13 protein-coding genes are annotated in these 21,930 nt (G+C 60.5%); 12 read left to right on the top strand and 1 reads right to left on the bottom strand.

Translation table 11 applies throughout. The features are described from left to right. Positions 1–31: 31 nt before the first annotated feature. The 7 genes from FHS83_RS08525 to FHS83_RS08555 all read left to right on the top strand — a co-directional run bounded on the left by FHS83_RS08525 (position 32) and on the right by FHS83_RS08555 (position 9,680). Entirely contained in the window at positions 32–1,501 is a 1,470-nt protein-coding gene (locus FHS83_RS08525; RefSeq protein WP_167082563.1) for a tagaturonate reductase, read from the top strand. A gap of 113 nt (positions 1,502–1,614) precedes the next feature. Next, complete coding sequence (locus FHS83_RS08530) at positions 1,615–2,730, top strand: aldose epimerase family protein (protein ID WP_167082564.1); 1,116 nt, start codon at positions 1,615–1,617, stop codon at positions 2,728–2,730. Between the two features lie 232 nt (positions 2,731–2,962). Next, the gene (locus FHS83_RS08535) at positions 2,963–3,676 is read left to right on the top strand and encodes a FadR/GntR family transcriptional regulator (RefSeq protein WP_208414323.1); all 714 of its coding nucleotides are present in this window, start codon (positions 2,963–2,965) and stop codon (positions 3,674–3,676) included. A 211-nt stretch (positions 3,677–3,887) separates the two neighbouring features. Then, positions 3,888–5,399, top strand: a complete 1,512-nt coding sequence (gene araA, locus FHS83_RS08540) for an L-arabinose isomerase (protein WP_167082566.1) — start codon at positions 3,888–3,890, stop codon at positions 5,397–5,399. A 95-nt stretch (positions 5,400–5,494) separates the two neighbouring features. Further along, the gene (locus tag FHS83_RS08545) at positions 5,495–7,162 is read left to right on the top strand and encodes a ribulokinase (protein ID WP_167082567.1); all 1,668 of its coding nucleotides are present in this window, start codon (positions 5,495–5,497) and stop codon (positions 7,160–7,162) included. Position 7,163: 1 nt separating this feature from the next. Then, positions 7,164–7,856 (top strand): L-ribulose-5-phosphate 4-epimerase, encoded by a 693-nt coding sequence (locus tag FHS83_RS08550; protein ID WP_279590093.1) that lies wholly within the window; start codon positions 7,164–7,166, stop codon positions 7,854–7,856. A 45-nt stretch (positions 7,857–7,901) separates the two neighbouring features. Further along, positions 7,902–9,680 (top strand): sodium:solute symporter, encoded by a 1,779-nt coding sequence (locus FHS83_RS08555; protein WP_167082568.1) that lies wholly within the window; start codon positions 7,902–7,904, stop codon positions 9,678–9,680. 53 nt (positions 9,681–9,733) lie between these two features. Here FHS83_RS08555 and FHS83_RS08560 read toward each other — a convergent pair whose 3' ends face one another. After that, entirely contained in the window at positions 9,734–13,309 is a 3,576-nt protein-coding gene (locus FHS83_RS08560; protein ID WP_208414325.1) for a hydantoinase B/oxoprolinase family protein, read from the bottom strand. Positions 13,310–13,383: 74 nt separating this feature from the next. Here FHS83_RS08560 and FHS83_RS08565 point away from each other — a divergent pair, with 74 nt between their 5' ends. The 5 genes from FHS83_RS08565 to FHS83_RS08585 all read left to right on the top strand — a co-directional run bounded on the left by FHS83_RS08565 (position 13,384) and on the right by FHS83_RS08585 (position 21,929). Then, on the top strand, positions 13,384–14,043 hold the full coding sequence (locus FHS83_RS08565; RefSeq protein ID WP_167082570.1) for a DUF969 domain-containing protein: 660 nt from the start codon (positions 13,384–13,386) through the stop codon (positions 14,041–14,043). Then, a complete protein-coding gene (locus FHS83_RS08570) occupies positions 14,040–14,990 on the top strand; it encodes a DUF979 domain-containing protein (protein ID WP_167082571.1) in 951 nt (316 codons plus the stop codon). The genes FHS83_RS08565 and FHS83_RS08570 overlap by 4 nt, the downstream gene beginning before the upstream one ends. Positions 14,991–14,996: 6 nt before the next feature. Next, positions 14,997–15,989, top strand: coding sequence for a DUF2891 domain-containing protein (locus tag FHS83_RS08575; RefSeq protein WP_167082572.1), 993 nt, complete (start codon positions 14,997–14,999; stop codon positions 15,987–15,989). Positions 15,990–16,129: 140 nt separating this feature from the next. Further along, positions 16,130–19,441, top strand: coding sequence for a transglutaminase family protein (locus tag FHS83_RS08580; RefSeq protein ID WP_167082573.1), 3,312 nt, complete (start codon positions 16,130–16,132; stop codon positions 19,439–19,441). Between the two features lie 10 nt (positions 19,442–19,451). Then, complete coding sequence (locus FHS83_RS08585; RefSeq protein ID WP_167082574.1) at positions 19,452–21,929, top strand: circularly permuted type 2 ATP-grasp protein; 2,478 nt, start codon at positions 19,452–19,454, stop codon at positions 21,927–21,929. Position 21,930: the final 1 nt, after the last annotated feature.

A 21,930-nucleotide genomic window follows, 5' to 3' on the forward strand; every position in this document is an offset into this window, starting at 1 on the left:
CGCGAGAAACGCTCAACCCCACGAGAACCCTATGCAACAGCTCAATCAGTCCCTGGTGAAGGAGCGTTTCCGCCCCACGCCGCGCATTCTGCAATTCGGCGAAGGTAATTTCTTGCGCGCCTTTGTCGATTGGAAGATCGACCGCATGAATGAGAAGGCGGGCAGCGATTGGGGTGTCGTAGTGGTGCGTCCCATCGCTGGCGGCAATCCTCATACGCTGAACGAGCAGGATGGCCTTTATAATGTGCTGACCCGCGGCGTCGCCGATGATGGTTCCACGGTTTCCGAAGCCCGGCTTGTGACCTGCGTGCGTCAGGAAATCCCCAGCCATGAGGATTGGGAAGGCGTGCTGAACCTGGCGCGCAATCCCGAAATTACCGTCGTCGTGTCGAACACCACCGATGCCGGCATCGCCTATGTGCCGGATGTCGCCTATGGCGATCAGCCGCCGGTGTCTTTTCCCGGCAAGATGACCCGGCTTCTGCATGAGCGCTGGAAATATTTCGAGGGCGCTCCGGCTTTTGGCTGGCAAATGATCGCCTGCGAATTGATCGATCATAATGGTGATGAGCTGAAGCGCATTGTCTTGCAGCATGCCGCCGAATGGGGGCTGGAGCCTGAATTCATCACTTGGCTGCACGAATGCAACGCTTTCTACAACACCCTCGTGGATCGCATTGTGCCGGGCTATCCCAAAGCCGACGCCGAGAAGCTGGAAGCCGAGTTTGGCTATCGCGATCTCTTCATGACGGTGGGCGAGTATTTCCACTTCTTTGTCATCGAGAAAAAGGCTGATCAGCCCGCGCTGCGCCTGCCGCTCGCCGATTATGACGAGCACACCGTCGTGACCGAGGACGTAACGCCTTATAAGGCGCGCAAGGTGGCGATCCTGAACGGCGCCCATACCGCGCTTTGCCCGCTGGCGCTGATTTCCGGCGTCTTGACGGTGGGCGAGGCGGTGACGACCCCGGTCGGCGCCAAGTTCCTCGACCGGCTCTTGAACGAGGAAGTCATCCCCTTCCTCACCTTGCCCAAGACGGAGTTGGAAGCCTTCGCGGCGGCGGTACTGCGCCGCTTCACCAATCCCTTCATCCGCCATCTCTGGCACGACATCTCACTGAATGGTCTGGTCAAATACCAGACCCGCAATCTCGATCGGCTCGAGGCGTATCTCGCCAAAAATGGCAAGCCCGCCCCGCTGATGACCTTGTCTCTGGCGGCGTGGCTGGTCTTTTATCTCGGCAAATTCCCGGGCGCGGCCGAGCTGGCCCCGCGCGATGCTGCCGCGATACTGGAAAAGGTCAAGGCGATCGGTGCGTTGGACGATGGCTCGCCGGAAGGCCGCGAGAAGATGGTCGCCGCCTATCTCGGCGAGACGGCCTTCTGGGGCCATTCCATCGATTCGGCTCCGTTGCGTGCCGCGGTCGCCGCCGATTACACGTTACTGACCGAGACCCCGCTCAACTTCGAACGTTTGGCCTCGTTCCTCGCGGCTCGATAAGCACCTCCCGCCAGTCCTGACACAAAGATTTTATGGCTGGCGGGATTTATGTCTGACATAATAGCGAGCGGAAAACGACAACGGCCTCATTCAAGGCTAGGGGAAACGCGACGATGTTTAAAGTAATGGCGACGACAATGGCCATGGCTGCGCTGGCGGCTGCGGGATCGGCAGAGGCTGGCGTGACCAAGGCGCCCTTCGGTAAGACGGCGGACGGCAAGCCGGTCGAGCTTTTCACACTCTCGGGCAAGGACGGCTTCGAGGCCAAGATTTCGACCTATGGCGCCACTCTGGTTTCGCTCAAGGCCCCCGACAAAAAAGGCGTTTATGGCGATGTCGTGCTCGGCTTCACCAGTGTCGATCCTTATGTGAAGGGCGTGCCCTTCTATGGCGCCACCATCGGGCGCTATGGCAATCGCATTGCGCTTGGCAAATTCACTTTGGACGGCAAGAGCTATCAGCTCCCCACCAATGACGGCCCCAACTCGCTGCATGGCGGCACCAAAGGCTTCGACAAGCGGCTGTGGACGGCCGAGCCGGTCGACACCAAAGACGGTTCGGCGCTGAAGCTCACCTATGTCAGCGCGGATGGTGAGGAAGGCTATCCCGGCCAGCTCACGGTGCACGTCACCTATACGCTCAAGGCCAACCACACCTTGGCGATCACCTATGATGCCACCACCACCAAGCCGACGGTGGTGAACCTCACCAACCACACCTATTTCAATCTTTCGGGCAATCCCGAAAAGCCGATTCTGAACCACCTTCTAACGCTGAAGGCCGACCGCTTCACCCCGGTCAACAAGACGCTGATCCCCACCGGCGAGCTTAAGCCCGTCAAAGGCACGCCCTTTGATTTCACCAAGGCGACCGTCATCGGCGCACGCATCGAAGCGAACGATGAACAGCTCAAATTCGGCAAGGGCTATGACCATAACTGGGTGCTGAACAGCTCTGGCAAGCTTGCTAGCGCCGCCGTGCTGGAAGATCCCGAAAGCGGCCGCGTGCTGGAAGTCTCCACGACGGAGCCGGGCATTCAGTTCTATTCGGGCAACTTCATGGATGGGAAACCGGCGGGCGCCGGCACCGTCTATAAGCACCGTACCGGCCTTTGCCTGGAGACCCAGCACTTCCCGGATTCACCGAACCATCCCTCTTTTCCCTCGACGGTTCTGAAGCCCGGTCAGGCCTATCACAGCGAAACCGTGCTGAGCTTCCGCACGAAGTAACCCTATGCAGCAAAACGCCGTTTCCTTTGCACATCCGTGGGCCTATTCAGCCCGGTCAAGGAAACGGCGTTTTCTGTTTGTACTCTTGTCTTAACTGCCCTTGGCTTAAAACGCCTGCTTATGTGTCCGCACTTGGATGCGGCGCATCCTTGGCTATAGTGCAGCGGAAGGATGCATCATGAAGAAAACGGCTTCACACGGACGATTTGCGTCTGGCGCTAGGGCGCTCAGATTGCACGGTACGATTGCACGCGATCTCGGCGTGGCCATCGTCTCGGGCCGTTATCAGCCTGGCGATCTTCTGATCGGCGAGATCGCCTCCTCCGAAAAGCTGGAAGTATCACGTACCGCCTATCGCGAGGCTGTGCGGATTTTGTCCGCTAAAGGGCTGGTCGAATCCAAGCCCAAGGTCGGCACCAAGGTGACCGCGCGCAGCCATTGGAACCTTCTAGATCCGGATGTGCTGGCTTGGGCTTTTGAAAGCGAGCCCGATCTCGATTTGCTCGAAAGCCTGTTCGAGCTGCGTAATATCGTGGAATCTGCCGCCGCCGCTTTCGCGGCCACCCGCCGCACCACTGCGCATCTCGATGCCATGCGCGATGCCATAGAACGGATGGCGCGCCATACCCTTGCGACGCCCGAAGGCCGCCAGGGCGATCAGGATTTTCATGCCTCGCTGCTGGAAGCGACCGGTAATCCCTACATTATCTCTCTCACCACAGGCGTGAACGCTGCGGTCAATACCACCACCATGTTCAAGCAGCGCGAGCGGCCACTGCCGCGCGATCCGGTGCCGGATCATTTGCGGGTGTTCACGGCGATTGCTGATCGCGATCCTGATCGGGCCCGCGAGGAAATGAGCACCCTGATCCGCCTCGCCCTGCAGGACACGCCCGTCCCCCAGCGCGCCAAGGCGCGGGGCAAGGCCCAGAAAGCTGCCCGCTAAGCTCCACACGCGATTGTGCTGCAACTTGCCGCGCGAGGGGCGGCGGCATTCGCGCGCGGCTGCCTGAAAAGCCAACTTTTTCAGGCATTTTGCGACTTTTAGCCAATACCCCTAAAAATGACCCTCTTTCCAAATTGTCTGCTTTTTTGATGCTAGCGGAATTGGGCTGTGATATTGGGAAGCGGAAGCCCCGCGTAAGAAGAGACCCCCCATGGCCAAGATCGCCAATTACGAATTGTGGTTTGTCACTGGAAGCCAGCATCTGTACGGGCCGGAAGTGCTCAAGCAGGTCGCCGCCGATTCCACGCAAATCGCCAAGGCGCTGGATGAGAGTGCTGCGATCCCCGCGAAAGTCGTCTTCAAACCGGTGCTGGTGTCGCCGGAATCGGTGAGCGCGCTGGTTGCCGAAGCCAACAACACCCCGGCTTGTATCGGCCTGGTTATGTGGTGCCACACCTTCTCGCCTTCTAAGATGTGGATCAACGGCCTCAAGGAGCTGAAGAAGCCCGCCGTTCATCTGCACACCCAGTTCAATCGCGATATCCCCTGGGGCTCCATCGATATGGACTTCATGAACCTGAACCAGGCCGCTCATGGCGACCGTGAGCACGGGTTCATTTGGACGCGCCTGCGCCTCAACCGGAAGGTCGTGGTCGGCTATTGGCAGGAACAGGCCGTGCAGGAAAAGATCGGCTCCTTCGCGCGCGCCGCCGCCGCTTGGGCCTCCTGGCAGGGCGCGAAATTCGCCCGCTTTGGCGACAACATGCGCGAAGTTGCGGTGACTGAAGGCGATAAGGTTTCGGCCCAGTTCAAGTTCGGCTACTCGGTCAACTATCATCCGGTCGGTGATCTGGTGAAGGTGATTAACGCCATCTCAGATAAGGAAGTCGATCAGCTCGTCGCCGAATATGAAGCGGTTTACGATGTATCGAGCGATCTGCGCTCCACCGGCAGCCGCGCCAAATTCGTCCGCGAACAGGCCCGCATCGAGCTTGGTCTGCGTGCCTTCTTGAAGGAAGGAAACTTCAAGGGCTTCACCAATACCTTCGAAGACCTCTGGGGTCTGGAACAGCTTCCCGGCCTGGCCGTGCAGCGTTTGATGGCTGATGGCTATGGCTTCGGCGCTGAAGGCGACTGGAAGACCTCCGCACTGGTGCAGGCGGTGAAGGTGATGGCGACCGGCCTTAAGGGCGGTACCTCCTTCATGGAGGACTACACCTATCATCTCGATCCGGCGAACAAGCTGGTGCTCGGCGCCCATATGCTGGAAGTGTGTCCCTCCATCGCGGCCGAGAAGCCGAAGCTGGAAGTGCATCCGCTCGGTATCGGCGGCAAGATGGACCCGGCGCGTCTGGTCTTCACCACCCCGGCCGGCCCGGCCGTCGGCGCTTCGCTGATCGATCTCGGCAACCGTTTCCGCCTTCTGGTCAACGATCTCGAAGTCGTCACCCCGCCGCATGCGATGCCCAAGCTCCCCGTCGCCCAGGCGATGTGGAAGCCGCTGCCGAGCCTCGAAGAATCCTGCGCGTGCTGGATTTACGCGGGCGGCGCCCATCACACGGCGTTCAGCCAGGCGGTCGGCTCCGAAGTGCTGGAAGATTTCGCGCGCATCGCGGATATCGAGTTCGTCTCGATCAACGCGAAAACCGATGTCAGCGAGTTCCAGAAAGAGCTGCGCTTCAATGAAGTCTATTACGCGATGAACCGCGGCTGGACGATCTAAAGCATACATGGCGCGCTTCGTGGGAGGTTGCTTTTCCTTCCCGAAGCGCGCCGTCATATTCACGGGTTTAGGGAAGAACCCCTCAGGATAAGAACATGGGCAGTCGCTATACTATCGGTCTCGATTATGGGACCAATTCCGTCCGTGCACTGATCGTCGATGTGGCGGACGGGCGCGAAATCGCCGCCGCCATCTGGGTCTATGAGCACGGCCATCAGGGTGTGATCCTGGATAAGGATCCCAACGTCGCCCGCCAGCATCCGGGCGATTATCTGAAGGGCGCGGAGCTCACGATTGTTGAAGCGCTGGCCACGGCGGCCAAATCTGTTCCTGGTTTCTCCCCTGCGCAGGTGATCGGCATCGGTGTCGACACCACCGGCTCCACCCCCATGCCGGTCGATGCCGATGGCATCCCGCTCGCGCTGAGCGACAAATATAAAGACGATCCCGCTGCCCAGGCTTGGCTCTGGAAAGATCACACCGGCTGGGCGGAAGCCGCCGAGATCACCAAGCTCGCCCATGACATCCGCCCGCAATATGTGGCGGTGATCGGTGGGGTTTATTCCTCCGAATGGTTCTATTCCAAAATTCTGCGTTGCCTGCGCACGCGCCCGGATGTGTTCGATGCCGCCTATAGCTGGATCGAGCTGTCGGATTTCGTGCCCGCAGCAATGACGGATACGCTCGCCCCATCCAAATTCACCGCGGGCATCTGCGCCGCCGGTCATAAGGCGATGTATTCCGCCGCCTGGGGTGGCTATCCCGATAAGGAATTCCTCGCCAAGCTCGATCCCAAGCTGGCCGATCTGCGCGACCGTCTCACCCCGCGGGTGAAGGCGGTGGATAGCGCTGCTGGTGGTCTCTCCCCCGCATGGGCCAAGAAGACCGGCCTTTCTGAAGGTATTCCGGTCGCCATCGGCGCCTTCGATTGCCACCTTGGCGCTGTCGGCGCGGGCGTGGCCCCGGGCGTGCTGGTGAAAGTGCTCGGTACCTCCACCTGCGATATCTCGGTGCAGCCGAATAACGTGAAGCTCGCGGATGTGCCGGGCGTCTGCGGCATTGTCGATGGTTCGGTGCTGCCGGGCTATTTCGGCCTCGAAGCCGGTCAGTCGGCGGTGGGCGATATCTTCAATTGGTTCGTGGAATATGTGAACCCGACCGGCCTTGGCCATGTCGAACTCACCGCTGAGGCGTCCAAGCTGAAGCCAGGTGAATCCGGCCTTCTGGCGCTCGATTGGAACAACGGCAACCGCACCGTCCTCGTCGATCAGCGCCTCACCGGCCTGCTCCTCGGCCAGACGCTCTATACGACGCCGGCGGAAATTTACCGCGCGCTGGTGGAGGCGACCGCGTTCGGCGCGCTCACCATCATCAACCGCTTCGAGGAATACGGCGTCAAAATCGATACCGTGGTCAATTGCGGTGGTATCGCCGAAAAGAACGCCTTCATCATGCAGACCTATGCTGATGTCACCGGCCGCACCATGAAGGTGTCGCGCTCGGCCCAGACCCCGGCATTGGGTTCGGCGGTGGCCGCCGCCGTGGTGGCGGGCGCGCATAAGGATTTTGCCAGCGCCATCGCGGCGATGACCGGCCTCAAGGATAAGGTCTATGAGCCTAATCCCGCCGCCCATGCCGTCTACAAAGAGCTTTATGCCCTTTATCACACCCTGCACGACGCTTTCGGCACCGAGAAAGGTCAGACCAACCTCTTCGGCGTGATGAAGAAGCTGATCGACATCCGTACGGCGGCGCGGGGCTGAAATGCTGGAAGAACTGAAAGAAGAAGTCTGTCAGGCCAATCTCGATCTCGTCAAAGAAGGTCTGGTGATCCAGACCTTCGGCAATGTCAGCGGCATCGATCGCGAAAAAGGCCTGGTGGTGATCAAGCCGTCGGGCGTCTCTTATGACGTGATGAAGCCCGAGCATATGGTGGTGCTGGAGCTTGCCAGCGGCAAGGTGGTGGAAGGGAACTTGCGTCCCTCATCCGATACGCCCACCCATCTGGTGCTCTATCGCGCTTTTGCCAATGTCGGCGGCATCGTTCACACCCACAGCCTTTATGCCACCGCCTGGGCCCAGGCCAAGCGCTCCATTCCGGCGCTCGGCACCACCCATGCCGATTATTGGCATGGCGATATTCCCTGCACCCGGCTGATGAGGCCGGAAGAAATCGCGGGCGAATATGAAGCCAAGACCGGCGATGTGATTGTCGAAACCTTCGGCAACACCGATCCCATGCACAAGCCGAGCGTGATCGTGGCGAGCCACGGCCCCTTTGCTTGGGGCAAGGACGCCCATGACGCCGTGCATAATGCGGCGATCCTGGAATATGTCGCCAAGCTCGCCAGCCTATCGTTGCAGATCGTGCCCTCGACGGGCGAGATGCAGTCCGAGCTGCTCGACAAGCATTTCCTGCGCAAGCACGGGCCCAAAGCCTATTACGGTCAGAAATAACGTTTTTATCGGAAGTAACGACATAACACTGAGGGGAACGCTTCCATGAGTACCGCAACCGCCGGGGCCCTACATGGCCCCGTCTTCAACACGACGGACTGGATCGTCGTCGCCGTTTTCATCGCCGTGATGCTCGCCGTCATCGTCGCGTCGATGTCCAAGAAAGCCAATTCCGGCAAGGACTACTTCCTGTCGGGCCGTGATTCCGGCTGGCTGCAGATCGGCTCGTCGATCTTCTCCTCCAATATCGGCTCCGAGCATCTCGTCGGACTCGCCGGTGCGGGCTTTGCCACCGGCATGGCCATGGCGCATTGGGAAATGCAGGCCTGGATCATCCTGTGCTTGGGCTGGGTCTTCGTGCCGCTTTATGATCGCATGAAGGTCTTCACCATGCCGGAGTTCCTCGAGCTGCGCTTCTCGCGCGGGTCGCGGAATGTGCTCTCGCTGCTCACCATCGCCAGCCTGGTGCTGACCAAGATCGCCGCCACCATCTATGCCGGTGACGTCGTGGTACGCACCCTTCTCGGTATCGAGAGCGTCAACCTCTTCGGTTTCCAGGTCGACGTCTTCTGGGTCATCGCGCTGGGTCTCGCCTTTACCACGGGCCTCTACACCGTGCTCGGCGGGTTGCGCGTGATCATGTACACCTCGGTGCTGCAAGCCCCGGTCCTGATCTTCGGCTCGCTTTGCATTCTCTGGACCGGCCTGCATGTGCTCGGCCATGGCGATCTCATCGCCGGCTGGAACGCGACGGTGCATGCCGCAGGCAAGAACATCCACCTCATCCGTTCCTTCCATGATCCGGAATGGAGCTGGGCGGCCGTGCTTCCTGCCTCCATGATCATCGGCTTCTGGTACTGGTGTACTGACCAATACATCGTGCAGCGCGTGCTTGCGGGCCGCGATCAGAAGCAGTCCCGCCGCGGCACCATCTTGGCCGCCTATTTCAAGCTCACGCCGGTCTTCATCTTCCTGGTGCCGGGCATGATCGCTTATGCGCTCACCCAGACCCCGGGTTCGGGCTTCACCACCTCCGGTGACGCGGCCTATACCTCGATGGTGGCGCAGATCCTGCCGCATGGTCTTCGTGGCATGGTCGCTTGCGCGATGATCGTGGCGTTGATGGCTTCGCTGGGCTCCAAGTTCAACGCCTCGGCCACGCTCTTCACCATGGACTTCTTCCGCGAGTGGTACCCCAACGCTAGCGGCAAGACCGAAGTGCTGGTGGGCCGTATCGCCACCGCGGTGATCGTCGCCATCGGCATCTGCTGGGTGCTGGTGATCAAGGCGCTGTCCTCCAACCTCTACACCTATCTGCAGAGCGTGCAGAGCTACCTCTCGCCGGCCATCGTGGTGCTGTTTGCGCTGGGCGTGTTCTGGAAGCGCGCCAATGCCAAGGGTGCGTTGGTCGCCTTTGTCTTCGGTGTAGTGGCTGGCTTTGCCCGCCTCGCGGCCGACATCTATATGCGCGCCTATGAGCCGGTGGTGAAAAGCCTGAAAGAGAAACTCTTCGAGGGCAGCATCACCCAGGCTGCTTATGATGCCGCCATCGCGCCGATCCAGGCGCAGAACGGCCTCATCTTCACCATCTGGCACATCAACTGGCTCTATTACTGTCAGATCCTGTTCGTGATCACGGCAGCGATCATGGTGACGGTCAGCCTTCTCACCAAGGCGCCGGACCCGAAGACGGTCCGCTTCACCTGGTATGGCGCCACGCCGGAAGAAAAAGCGGCGACCCGCGCCAGCTGGGGCACAATCGACGTGGTGCTCTCCGTTGTGGCGGTGCTGTTCGTGATCGCCTTCTACATCACCTTCTTCTGAGGCCCGCCAGCTTCAGGGAAGTGGAAACGCCCCGGCTCAACACCGGGGCGTTTTTATTTTTTGCCGTAGCCACCGCCGCCGGGCGTAGCGATGGTGATGGTGTCGCCCGCATTCAGCGCGATTTCTGCGACGCCGCCAATTTCTTCGCGGGTTCCATCCACCCGCGTGATCCATTGCTGGCCCGGCGCGCCATCACTGCCGCCATTAAGGCCAAACGGTCCGCGTGTACGTCGTGACGATACCAAGGTCGCGATCGCGGGTGTCAGGGCGCGCATGCCGCGCAACACACCATCGCCGCCTTGAAAAGCCCCGTCCCCGCCTGAGCCGCGCCGGACCCCGAACTGTTCCAGCCGCAAAGGATAACGCGTCTCCAGAATTTCAGGATCGGTGATGCGGGTATTGGTCATTTGGGTATGGACAGCAGAGGCGCCATGAAATCCCGGCCCCGCGCCTGCACCGCCGCAGATGGTTTCATAATATTGATAGGCGTCGTTGCCGATCAGGAAGTTGTTCATGGTCGCTTGCGAGGAAGCCATGGTGGCGAGCGCGCCGAACAGCGCGTTGCATACCGCTTGGCTGACTTCCGTATTGCCAGCCACCACCGCGCGGCCAGGGCGCGGCGCAAGGAAACTTCCTCCCGGGATGATCAGCTTCAAGGGCTTCAAACAGCCTTCATTCAGCGGCAGCTCGTCGCCGACCAGACTGCGGAAGACGAACAACACCACCGCGCGGGTCACGGCGGGCGGGGCGTTGAAATTGCCCTCACGCTCCGGCCCCGTGCCGGAAAAATCGATCACCGCCTCGCGCGCGGCATGATCCACGCACACCGAAACGCATAACGGCGCACCGTCATCCATCACATAGTGAAACGCGCCATCCGACAGCCGCGCAATCGTGCGCCGCACGCATTCCTCGGCATTGGCCATGACATGGCCGGTATAAGCTTGCGTTGCCTCCCAGCCATAGCGCGCCACTAGCGTTTTCATCTCGGCAATACCGGCCTGGTTCGCGGCGATTTGCGCGCGGATATCCGCGACATTGGCATCGGCATTGCGGGCAGGGTAGGGCGCATCGGCGAGCAGAGCGCGGAAGGCTTCCTCGCGGAAGACACCATCACGGCAGAGAAGAAAATCATCGATCACCACGCCTTCTTCTTCCAAACGCTTGGCGTTGGGTGGGGTCGAGCCAGGAGTCGCGCCGCCAATATCGGAATGATGGCCGCGATTACCGACGAAGAATCGCAACACCATGCCGCTCTCGTCAAACACCGGTGCGATCACGGTGATGTCGGGCAGATGCGTGCCGCCATTATAGGGGTTGTTCAGCGTGAACATGTCCCCCGGGCGAATATCGCTGCCGCGCTTGGCCAAAATGCTGCGCACGCTCTCGCTCATGGCGCCCAGATGCACCGGCACATGCGGGGCGTTGGCGATGAGATTGCCGCTGGCGTCAAACACGGCGCAGGAAAAATCCAGCCGCTCGCGAATGTTCACGGAGGTGGCGGTGTTCTTTAGCACCACGCCCATGCGCTCCGCCGCCGCCATGAAAAGATTGTTGAACAGCTCCAGCAGCATGGGGTCGGCTTTCTCTGCCGCTGCAACGGTCGTGTTCCGCCGTGGCACCATACGGGTCAGCACCAGCTCGCCGCCGCGCTGCATCTCGGCGCGCCAGCCGGGCTCCACCATGGTGGTCGCGATCTCTTCGCTGATCAGGGCTGGGCCATCGATTTTGTCGCCAGCTCCCAAATGCGCGCGGGCATAAACCGGCGCCATCACGCTTTCGCCGCCGCACCACAGCGCGACACGCTCCAGCGCTGTTGGCACACCAGTCCCTGCCGCAGCGTTCGGTAGTTTCGGCCGCTCGCCCTTCTTCACGATTTCGCAGGTCACCGATTCCAGCACGATTGCGCGTTCCGGGGCTGCAAAGCCAAAGCGGCGGCGATGCGCATCTTCGAAGCTTGCGCGCATGGCTGTTTCGTCGGCGAATGCTACCGGCAACGCAGTTTCCGTGCCCTGATAGCGCAGGTTGGTGGTGGCGATGCGCTGTCCGCCAACCAGCTTCTGTTCAAGCTCGGCGGCCATCGTATCCAGCAGCGCCTTCGCCGCTTCAATCGCGCCTACATCCAGCAGTCGATCCACCGCTTGACGCGCCACCAGGCCTTCATCGGCCATGCCCATGCCAAAGGCCGAAAGAACGCCCGCGAAGGGATGGATCAACACGCTGCTCATGCCCAATTCGTCGGCCACAAGGCAAGCATGCTGCCCGCCCGCGCCACCAAAGCACTGCAAGGTGAATTCCGCCGGATCATGCCCCTTCTCCAGCGAGATTTGCTTGATTGCCTGGGCCATATTGGAAACAGCAATGGCCAAAAAGTCTTCTGCAAGCGCGCGCGGATCGCGGCGCACGCCGGTTGCCGCCAAAATCTCTTCCGCTAACGCCGCGAATTTCTCTGCCACCACTGCTGCATCGAGCGGTTGGTCGCCATGCGGCCCGAAAATCGTGGGGAACCGTTCGGGGCGAATTTTTCCACACATCACATTGGCATCGGTAATGGTGAGCGGCCCGCCCCGGCGATAACAGGCAGGTCCAGGGTCTGCGCCCGCGCTATCCGGCCCGACCGAAAGCCTTGCACCATCGAAATGCAGAATGGAGCCGCCGCCAGCCGCCACCGTGTTGATCGCCATCATGGGTACGCGCAAATCCACGCCCGCCACTTGGGTGTCGAAGACGCGTTCGAACTCTCCAGCATAAAGCGAAACATCGGTAGAGGTCCCGCCCATATCAAAGCCGATCACCTTCGCGATGCCTGCAGCCTCCGCGGTGCGGGCTGCGCCTACAATCCCGCCCGCAGGCCCCGAAAGGATTGCGTCCTTGCCTTGAAACAATGCCGCGTCCGCGAGCCCGCCGCTCGATTGCATGAAGGCGAGCGGTGCGCCGCCCAGTGCGGAAGATACCTTATCAACATAGCGGCGCAGCACCGGCGAAAGATAAGCGTCCGCCACCGTGGTTGCGGCGCGGGCTACGAGGCCTAAGAGTGGACTCACCGTATGGCTCAAAGAGACTTGGCTAAATCCCGTTTCGCGCGCCAATGCAGCCAAACGCAGTTCCATTTCCGGAAAGGCCCAGGCGTGGATCAGCGCGATCGCGACTGCGTCAAGACCTTCGCGCCGCCGCCGCACAAACATCGCGCGCGCCGCCTCTTCGTCGAGCGCCGCTAATACGCTGCCATCCGCCGCGATACGGGCCTGCACTTCTTCCACTGCCTCATAAAGCGGCGCAGGCTTCTTGATTTCCAGATCGAATAATTTAGGCCGTGCCTGCGGGCCGATCTCCAAGACATCTCCGAAGCCTCTATTGATCACAAACAAGGTCCGCGCGCCTTTGCGTTCCAACAACGCGTTGGTGGCGACCGTCGTGCCCATGCGCACGCTGTGCAGAGCTTCGCGCGGTGGTGTCGCGCTTTCCGGCAGGCCCATCAGCGTGGCAATGCCTGCAACCGCAGCGTCGCTATAACGCTCTGGACATTGGCTGAGCATCTTCACGACCGTAAAATGCCCATCAGGCCCGCGCCCCACCACATCGGTGAAGGTGCCGCCGCGATCAATCCAGAATTGCCACGTGTTTTGCATCTGGGAAACTTGCATAACTGGGCCTGATCCCGTCAACTCACCTTAGCGGCAAGAGGGCGCGGCAAGGGGGCTTCATGATCGTTCTGTCGGGCATCGGGGTGGTTATTTTAGGCTTTGCCTTGCGCCTCAATCCGCTCGTTGTTGTGGCGGCGGCCGCCATTGTCACCGGGCTTTGCGCTGGCATGGACCCCGTGGTGGTGATCTCCGCCCTGGGCAAGGCATTCGTGGATAACCGCTTCATGGCGGTGGCGTGGCTGGTGTTGCCGGTGATCGGGCTTCTGGAACGCGCCGGATTGCGCGAACGCGCGAAGACCTTGATCTCGCGAATGAAGGGTGCCACGGCCGGGCGCGTATTGATGGGGTATTTCGTTATTCGCCAGTTCACTGCGACGCTGGGCCTGACCGCGCTCGGTGGGCATGTGCCGATGGTGCGCCCCTTGATCGCGCCTATGGCTGAGGCCGCCGCTGAACGTCAAACCACGCTAACGCCGGAAAAGCGCGAGATGGTGCGGGCCAATGCGGCGGCGGCTGACAACATCGCGCTGTTTTTTGGCGAGGATGTTTTCATCGCTATTGGCTCCATTCTTTTGATCTGCGGCTTCCTTGCACAAAACGGGGTCAATGCCGCTCCCTTAGATATCGCGCTCTGGGCTATCCCTACAGCCTTGCTCGCGCTGGTGATCCATCTTGCACGGCTCTGGCGTTTTGATCGCCGGCTTGGAGCCAAGAAATGATTGGGCTTGAAACTATCTATGTTCTTGCTGGCGGCATGTTTGCGGCTTTCGCCTTCAGTCATGCCGTGGACCGCGCCAACCCCGCCCGCTGGCGCTCAACGCTGTTCTGGGGTGTTTTCGCAACGCTCTTGATTTTGGGCTCCTATCTTCCGCATTTCGTTTCCGGAGTGATGGTCCTGGTGCTGGTCGGGCTCGCCTGGATCGGCCTAAAACCTGGCCCCGATGCAACCACGGATGAGCAAACGCGCAAAAAATCCGCCGCCCGCCTCGGCAATGCGCTTTTCATTGCAGCGCTTGCCATACCGGTGGTGACGCTCGCAGGTACGCTGGCATTTCCGCATTTCAAGTCTCTGGTGGATGCCAAGCATGTCACGCTGATCGCCTTGGCACTGGGGGCGACGGTCGGTCTGTTGCTGGCTATGAGTCTCACCCGCGCGCCACTCTCCGCCGCGGCTGCAGAGGGACGCCGTCTGGTCGATTCTATTGGCTGGGCCACGGTGCTGCCGCAAATGCTCGCCGCGCTGGGCGGCATGTTTGCAGCCGCAGGCGTGGGCGCTATTATCGCCAAGCTCACCAGTGCCGCCATTCCCATGTCGGACGCGCATGTGGCGCAAACGATCACGGTGGTGGTCTATACTTGCGGCATGGCGCTTTTCACTATGATCATGGGCAACGCTTTCGCGGCTTTTCCGGTGATGACAGCGGGGATCGGTCTGCCGCTGATCGTGGGAAAATTCGGCGGCGACCCGGTGGTGATGAGCGCGCTTGGCATGCTTTCGGGCTTCTGTGGCACACTGATGACCCCCATGGCCGCCAATTTCAATATTGTGCCGGCGGCAGTGTTGGAGCTAAAGGATCGCAATGCCGTGATTAAAGTGCAAATTCCCACGGCACTCTTGCTTCTTTTCGCCAACACAGTGCTTATGAGCATCTTCGTGTACCGGTGAGACGCCATGCTGCAACTCAATTCCGATATCGCTGAACGCTTTGCCTTGATCGCGCTGGGCCATGTCACCCGCGAATATCCCAGCAAGCTCGATCATATGATGTATAGCGCGAGCGATGCGCGGACGCCGCGCGATCTGCATCCCATCTTCTTCGGCAGTTTTGATTGGCATAGCTGTGTGCATGGCTATTGGATGCTGGCGCGCCTTGCCCGGCTCTATCCTGACATGGGTCCCGCCTCTGCCATCGCGGCGCGTTTTGAGGAAAGCTTCACGCCCGAAGCGATTGACGCAGAGCTTTCTTATCTCGAACAGCCTTCGTCACGCAGCTTCGAACGGCCGTATGGCTGGGCGTGGGCTTTGATGCTCGCCGCCGAATTACGCTTATGGAATCCCACACTGGCGGAAGCTTTTGACGGTATCGAACAGAATATCGTTTTGCGCTTTCACGCCTATCTGCCGATGCTGACCTATGCCGTGCGCACGGGCGTGCATTCCTCCACGGCCTTCGCGTTGATTTTGGCGAGCGAATATGCGGCGGTGGCAAAGGACACCTCGCTGCGCGATCTGTTATCCACGCGCGCCCGTCATTGGTATGGCAATGACCGTGCCGCTCAAGCCTGGGAACCGGGCGGCGATGAATTCCTTTCGCCCACGCTTTGCGAAGCCGAAGCCATGCGCCGCCTTCTGCCGCGCGCGGAATTTCTTAGCTGGTTCGATGCTTTTCTGCCGGAATTGGCGCGTGGTAAACCTGAAACGCTTTTCATTCCAGCCCATGTCAGTGATCGCAGCGATGGCAAGACGGCGCATCTCGATGGCGTCAATCTCAGCCGCGCCTGGTGCATGCGTGCGCTGGCCAGCTCGCTTCCTGATAAGGGGTGTCGCGATCTTTTGCGCCGGGCTGCCGAAGCTCATGTCCAAGCCGCTATGCCCCATGTCGCGGGGGATTATATGGGTGAACATTGGCTGGCGAGTTTCGCCACTCTGGCATTGACCACCTGAACTGCATAAGAGAACGGCGCTGCCGCCTAGTTTTTGCGCAAGTTTTAGCGATGCGCATTTCGCGGAACACTGCCTATTGCCAAGCCTTTAGCGCGATGGAACAGTCCTAAGCGGGCATTCGGGCGGGCAAATTTCCACAGATGAGCATCCAGGTCGCGCTGCATCATCGTACCTCCTATCGGTATGATCGTCTCATCGCCTTGGGTCCGCAGGTCATCCGGCTGCGCCCCGCCGCCCATTGCCGGACGCCCATCCTCAATTATGCGCTGAAGGTCAGCCCTGAGCCGCACTTCCTCAATTGGTTGCAGGATCCGCAATCCAATTGGCTGGCGCGTCTGGTGGTGCCTGAAAAAACCGATCATCTCGATGTCACCATCGATCTCACCGCCCAGCTCAACATCATCAACCCATTCGATTTCTTTCTTGAGCCCAAGGCTGAGGTCTTTCCGTTCGCTTACGACAAAGAAATTCAGGAAGATCTGAAGCCTTATCTTGCGAAGGGGCGGATGGGGGATGCCTTCAAGCAATATCTCGCGGGCGTGGACCGCAGCGAGAAGCCGACCACTGGTTTTCTCTTCGATTTGAACGCGCGGCTGCAGCATGACATCAGCTATCTCATCCGTATGGAGCCGGGCATCCAGACGCCCGAGCAAACGCTGCTCTTGCGTTCCGGCTCCTGCCGCGATTCCGCTTGGCTCCTGGTGCAGCTCTTGCGTCATCTTGGATTCGCCGCGCGCTTTGCCTCTGGCTATCTCATCCAGTTAAAGCCCGATGTGAAATCGCTGGATGGCCCATCGGGCACCGATCATGATTTCACCGATCTGCATGCCTGGTGCGAAGTCTATCTGCCGGGCGCGGGCTGGGTTGGGCTTGATCCTACTTCTGGGCTCTTCGCGGGCGAGGGCCATATTCCGCTCGCATGCACCGCCAATCCACGTCATGCCGCACCGATTGATGGCGCATTGGAAGATTGCGAAGTCGAGTTCGAATTCGACATGCACATTACCCGCGTGGTGGAGCCGCCGCGCGTCACCAAGCCCTATACGCCGGAAATCTGGCAATCGATCTTAAGCCTCGGCGATGAAACCGATGCCGCGATCAAGGCTGCCGATATGCGCCTCACCATGGGCGGTGAACCGACTTTCGTCTCCATTGATGATATGGACGGCGCCGAATGGACCACTGCGGCGGTTGGTCCCGCCAAGCGCGGCCTTGCCGATACGCTGATCCGCCGCTTGCAAAAGCGTTTCGCGCCGGGTGGGTTGCTGCATTATGGCCAAGGCAAATGGTATCCTGGTGAAAGCCTGCCGCGCTGGGCCTTCGCGCTCTATTGGCGTGGAGATGGTCAACCCTTGTGGCGCGATCCCGATCGCATTGCCGCGGAGCGCAAAGACTACAAGCCCGATGATGGCACTGCGCGTACTCTCATCACCGGCATCGCTCGCCGTCTCGACATCAATCCGGCCTACGCAATCGAAGCCTATGAATATCCTTGGCATTACATCGGCAAGGAGCAGAGCCTGCCGGTCAATGTCGATCCTTTGGATTCGAAATTGGAAGATGCGGAGGAGCGCGCTCGTCTTGCCAAGGTGTTCGCGCGTGGTCTGAAAAAGCCTGCGGGCTTTGTGCTTCCGGTGCAGCGCTGGAATACAGAAGCGGGCCGCAAATGGCGCTCGGAGCTTTGGCAAATCCGCGCCGGGCGCCTGCATCTGATGCCGGGCGATTCTCCTTTGGGCTTCCGTCTGCCGCTGAACGCCTTGCCCTGGGTGCCGCCAGCGGCAAGGCCTTTCATTCCACCGCCCGATCCATTTGACAATCTTCCCCCGCTGCCCGAGCGCGATTCCCTGCGCCAACCTTATCTTTCTAGAGCCACCGACGATTCAGCTTGGCGTCAGCGTCTGGTGCATCTGGAGCAAGACCCGCCGGTGGAGGGCGCCAGCGTGCGCACCGCGCTCACGGTGGAGCCGCGCGATGGACGGCTCTGTGTGTTCATGCCGCCGACGGACAACGCCGCCGATTATCTCGATCTTTTGATGGCGATCGAGGATGCGGCGGCTGAATGTGACGCGGCGATCCATATTGAAGGCTATCCCCCGCCGTATGACCCGCGCATCAACCTCATCAAGGTCACGCCTGATCCCGGTGTGATCGAGGTGAACATTCACCCCGCCAATTCCTGGCGCGAGCAGGTGGCGATCACCGAAGCGATTTATGAGGAAGCGCATTTCTCGCGTCTCGGTACCGAGAAATTCATGCTCGATGGCCGTCACACCGGCACTGGCGGTGGCAATCACATTGTGGTCGGCGCGGCGCACCCTTCCGATAGTCCGTTCCTGCGCCGTCCCGATCTATTGAAGAGCTTGATCGCGTTTTGGCAGAATCATCCCTCGCTCTCGTATCTCTTCTCCGGCCTCTTCATCGGCCCAACCTCTCAGGCGCCACGTATCGATGAAGCCCGTCACGATTCGCTCTATGAGATGGAGATTGCCTTTTCCCAGGTGCCTGATCCCGGGCTTGGATATATTCCGCCTTGGCTGGTGGATCGCATCTTCCGCAATCTCCTGGTCGATGTGAGTGGCAATACCCACCGCAGCGAAATCTCCATCGACAAGCTTTATTCGCCTGATGGCCCCACGGGGCGATTGGGTCTGGTCGAGTTTCGCGGCTTTGAAATGCCTCCCCATGCCGAGATGAGTCTCGCACAGAATCTTCTTCTTCGGGCGCTGTTGGTGCGGTTCTGGAATAAACCCTATCCTGGCAAGCTGGTGCGCTGGGGCACGGCGCTGCATGACCATATGCTCTTGCCGCATTTCCTCTGGGCCGATTTCTCAGACGTCATCACCGATCTCAACGAGGCCGGCTTTGCTTTCGATGCGGAATGGTTCCGCCCGCATTGGGAATTCCGTTTTCCGCTTTACGGCAAGGTGCAATATGGCGGCGTGCGGCTGGAGCTGCGTCAAGCGCTCGAACCTTGGAATGTGATGGGCGAGGAGGGCGCGGTGGGCGGAACTGTTCGCTTTGTCGACAGTTCTGTGGAGCGGCTCGAGGTGAAGGCAGATGGTTTGGTCGATGGCCGCCACAAGATTTTGGTCAATGGCCGCTGCGTTCCGTTAAAACCCGTATCGGTGGGATCGGCGGTCGGCGGGGTGCGTTATCGCGCCTGGCTTCCGGCCTCTACGCTTCATCCCACGATTTATGCGCACGCGCCCCTCACGGCAGAGGTGTGGGATGGTTGGCGCAAGCGTTCGTTAGGAGGTTGCACCTACCATGTTGCCCATCCGGGAGGGCGTAACTACGTAACTTTCCCAGTGAATGCCTATGAAGCAGAAGGGCGCCGTCTTGCGCGGTTTGAACCGTTCGGCTTTACCTGTGGCCTCTTCAGCCCACCGGTTGAGTCGCCGAATGCCGATTACCCGCACACCCTCGATCTGCGCCGTCCCGTAAATTCCTGAGATAAGCATCTTGATCCGCAAGAAACACAGCACGGAAACCGCAAGCCGCTATGACGAGATGCATGGCGCGGGCGGCCGCGTGCGTGAAGCTTGGCAGCCTTTGGCCGAGGCGCTCGGCGCCATGTCGTCTCAAGAATATGCCCGCCGTCAGGATGCGGCGCAGAGCATGCTGCGCGACAATGGCGTCACTTATAATGTCTATGACGAGCAGGATGGCCAATCGCGCCGTTGGCGGCTGGATATTCTTCCCTTTGTCATCGCGCCCGAGGAATGGGAAAAGCTCGAGGCCGCTGTCATTCAGCGCGCGCGTCTCGCCGATGCGCTCCTCGCTGATATCTATGGCCCGCAGAAGCTCATCGCCGATGGCGTGCTGCCGCCGCATATCGTTTCCGGCCATCCGCAGTTTCTGCGTCCGCTGAAAGGTGTCGAGCCGCCGGGCGGCGTTCATATCCATCTCTACTCGGTCGATCTTGCCCGCATGCCCGATGGTGGCTGGAAGGTTCTGGCCTCGCGCGCGGATTCGGTCAGCGGCATCGGCTATGCCCTCGAAAACCGCATCGTGGTGGGGCAAGTCTTTTCCGATCTTTTCCGCGATATGCATGTGCAGCGGCTGGCGGCGTTTTTCCAATCTTATCGCGAGAGTGTGCAGGGGTTGGCTGGCCCTGGTCGCGCCGTGCTGCTCACCCCTGGCCCGCATAACGAAGCCTATTTCGAACACGCCTTCCTTTCGCATTATCTCGATCTCACCTTGGTCGAAGGCGATGATCTGGTGGTGCATGACGATCGCGTCTTCCTCAAAACCCTGCATGGGCTGGAACGCGTCTCGGTGATTTTCCGCCGGGTGGATTCGGATTTCTGCGATCCCTTGGAGCTGCGGTCGGATTCCGCGCTGGGTGTGCCGGGCCTGTTGCAGGCGGTGCGTGCGGGTAATGTCGTGCTCGCCAACAGCCTTGGCGCCAGTGTGGTGGAAAGCCCCGCGCTCGATGCTTATCTGCACGCAGTCTCTCACGCTCTCCTCGGCGAAGAGCTTGTCATTCCCGATATCCCCACCGTGTGGTGTGGCACCGAATGGGGGCGCCAAGAAGCGTTAGCGCGGATTGATCGTTCCATCCTGCGCGGCGCTTTCGATTCCCGCCCGCTGTTTTCGCGCCGGTCCACCGCAAGGCTGGGACGCGAACTCTCCGCCGCCGATAAGCGGGCGTACAAGGCGCTGCTCACGCGGCGGGGCGCCACGCAAGTCACGCAAGATGTGGTGCCGCTGGGCGGTGCGCCGATTTTCGCCGATGGCAAGCTCACCCAGCGCCCTGTTTCGCTGCGCCTCTTCGCGGCTTGGACCAAGAATGGCTATGTGGTGATGCCCGGCGGGCTCGCGCGTGTCGCCGAGAATGAAACCGTGCGCGCCCTCTCGCTGCAATCAGGTGCGGTGTCGAAAGACGTCTGGGTGCCGACGCCGGGCCCGGTCTCGACCTTCAGCCTGTTGAAGCAAACCCGCGAAGACGTCGCCATTGTGCGCACCGGCAATTCGCCGCCCAGCCGCGCCATGGATAATCTTTTCTGGCTCGGCCGTTATAGTGAGCGGGCCGACAATCTCGCCCGCGTTTTGCGCGCGGTGGTACAGCGTTTGGGTGAAGGCGCGCCTGCCGATCCTGCCGTGCATGGCTTTCTCGCGGGCCTCACCGAATCTTTCTTGCCCGCGCGTTTGCCGCGCAAGGATGGCCTGCTATCCGATTTGCGCAGTCTCATCTCGGATCGCACCAATTTCGCAGGCCTGCCGCAAATCCTGGGCTGCGTGCGCCGCACCGCCTGGTCCGCGCGCGACCGTCTCTCGCTCGATACTTGGCAGACCATCCATTTGATGACCGAGCCGGATGTCTTGCCGCCCACCAATCGCCCCTTTGATAGCGCCGAGGCGCTCTCCAGCCTCGATATGCTGGTGCGGCGCAGCGCGGCCTTCGCGGGTCATTGCGCGGAGAACATGACGCGCGGCCCCAACTGGCTCTTCACCGATCTTGGCCGCCGTGTCGAGCGCGCCCAGCATCTGGCTTGGCTGGTGGGGCGCATCGCCGAGAATGGCGAGCTTGCCGAAAGTGAACGCATCCGCATCGGGCTTGAGATTTCGTCGAGCGTGATGACCTATCGCTCGCGCTATATGAATATCTTCCATATGGCGCCGCTGCTCGATCTCTTGCTGCTCGATGAAACCAATCCCCGCTCGGTGGCTTTCCAATTGATCGCCGCCGAGAAATCGCTGGAAGAACTCGCGCGTTTGACGCCAGAAGGGCAGGGCACGGCGGCCGTGAAATTTGCTGCCAACCTGCGCGGGCTTTGCGTCCGCCCGAGCTTGCTCGACGATCTCGCCACAGACCCCGCCAGTTTGAAGACCTATCTGGCTGAGGTTGAGATCGGTGCCGCTGGCATTTCCGACGCCCTTACCGATGCTTATTTCCGCCACGCCATTCGCCGGCGCACCGGCAGCCGCGAGGAGTGAG

The organism is Rhizomicrobium palustre (assembly GCF_011761565.1).
GTDB lineage: Bacteria > Pseudomonadota > Alphaproteobacteria > Micropepsales > Micropepsaceae > Rhizomicrobium > Rhizomicrobium palustre.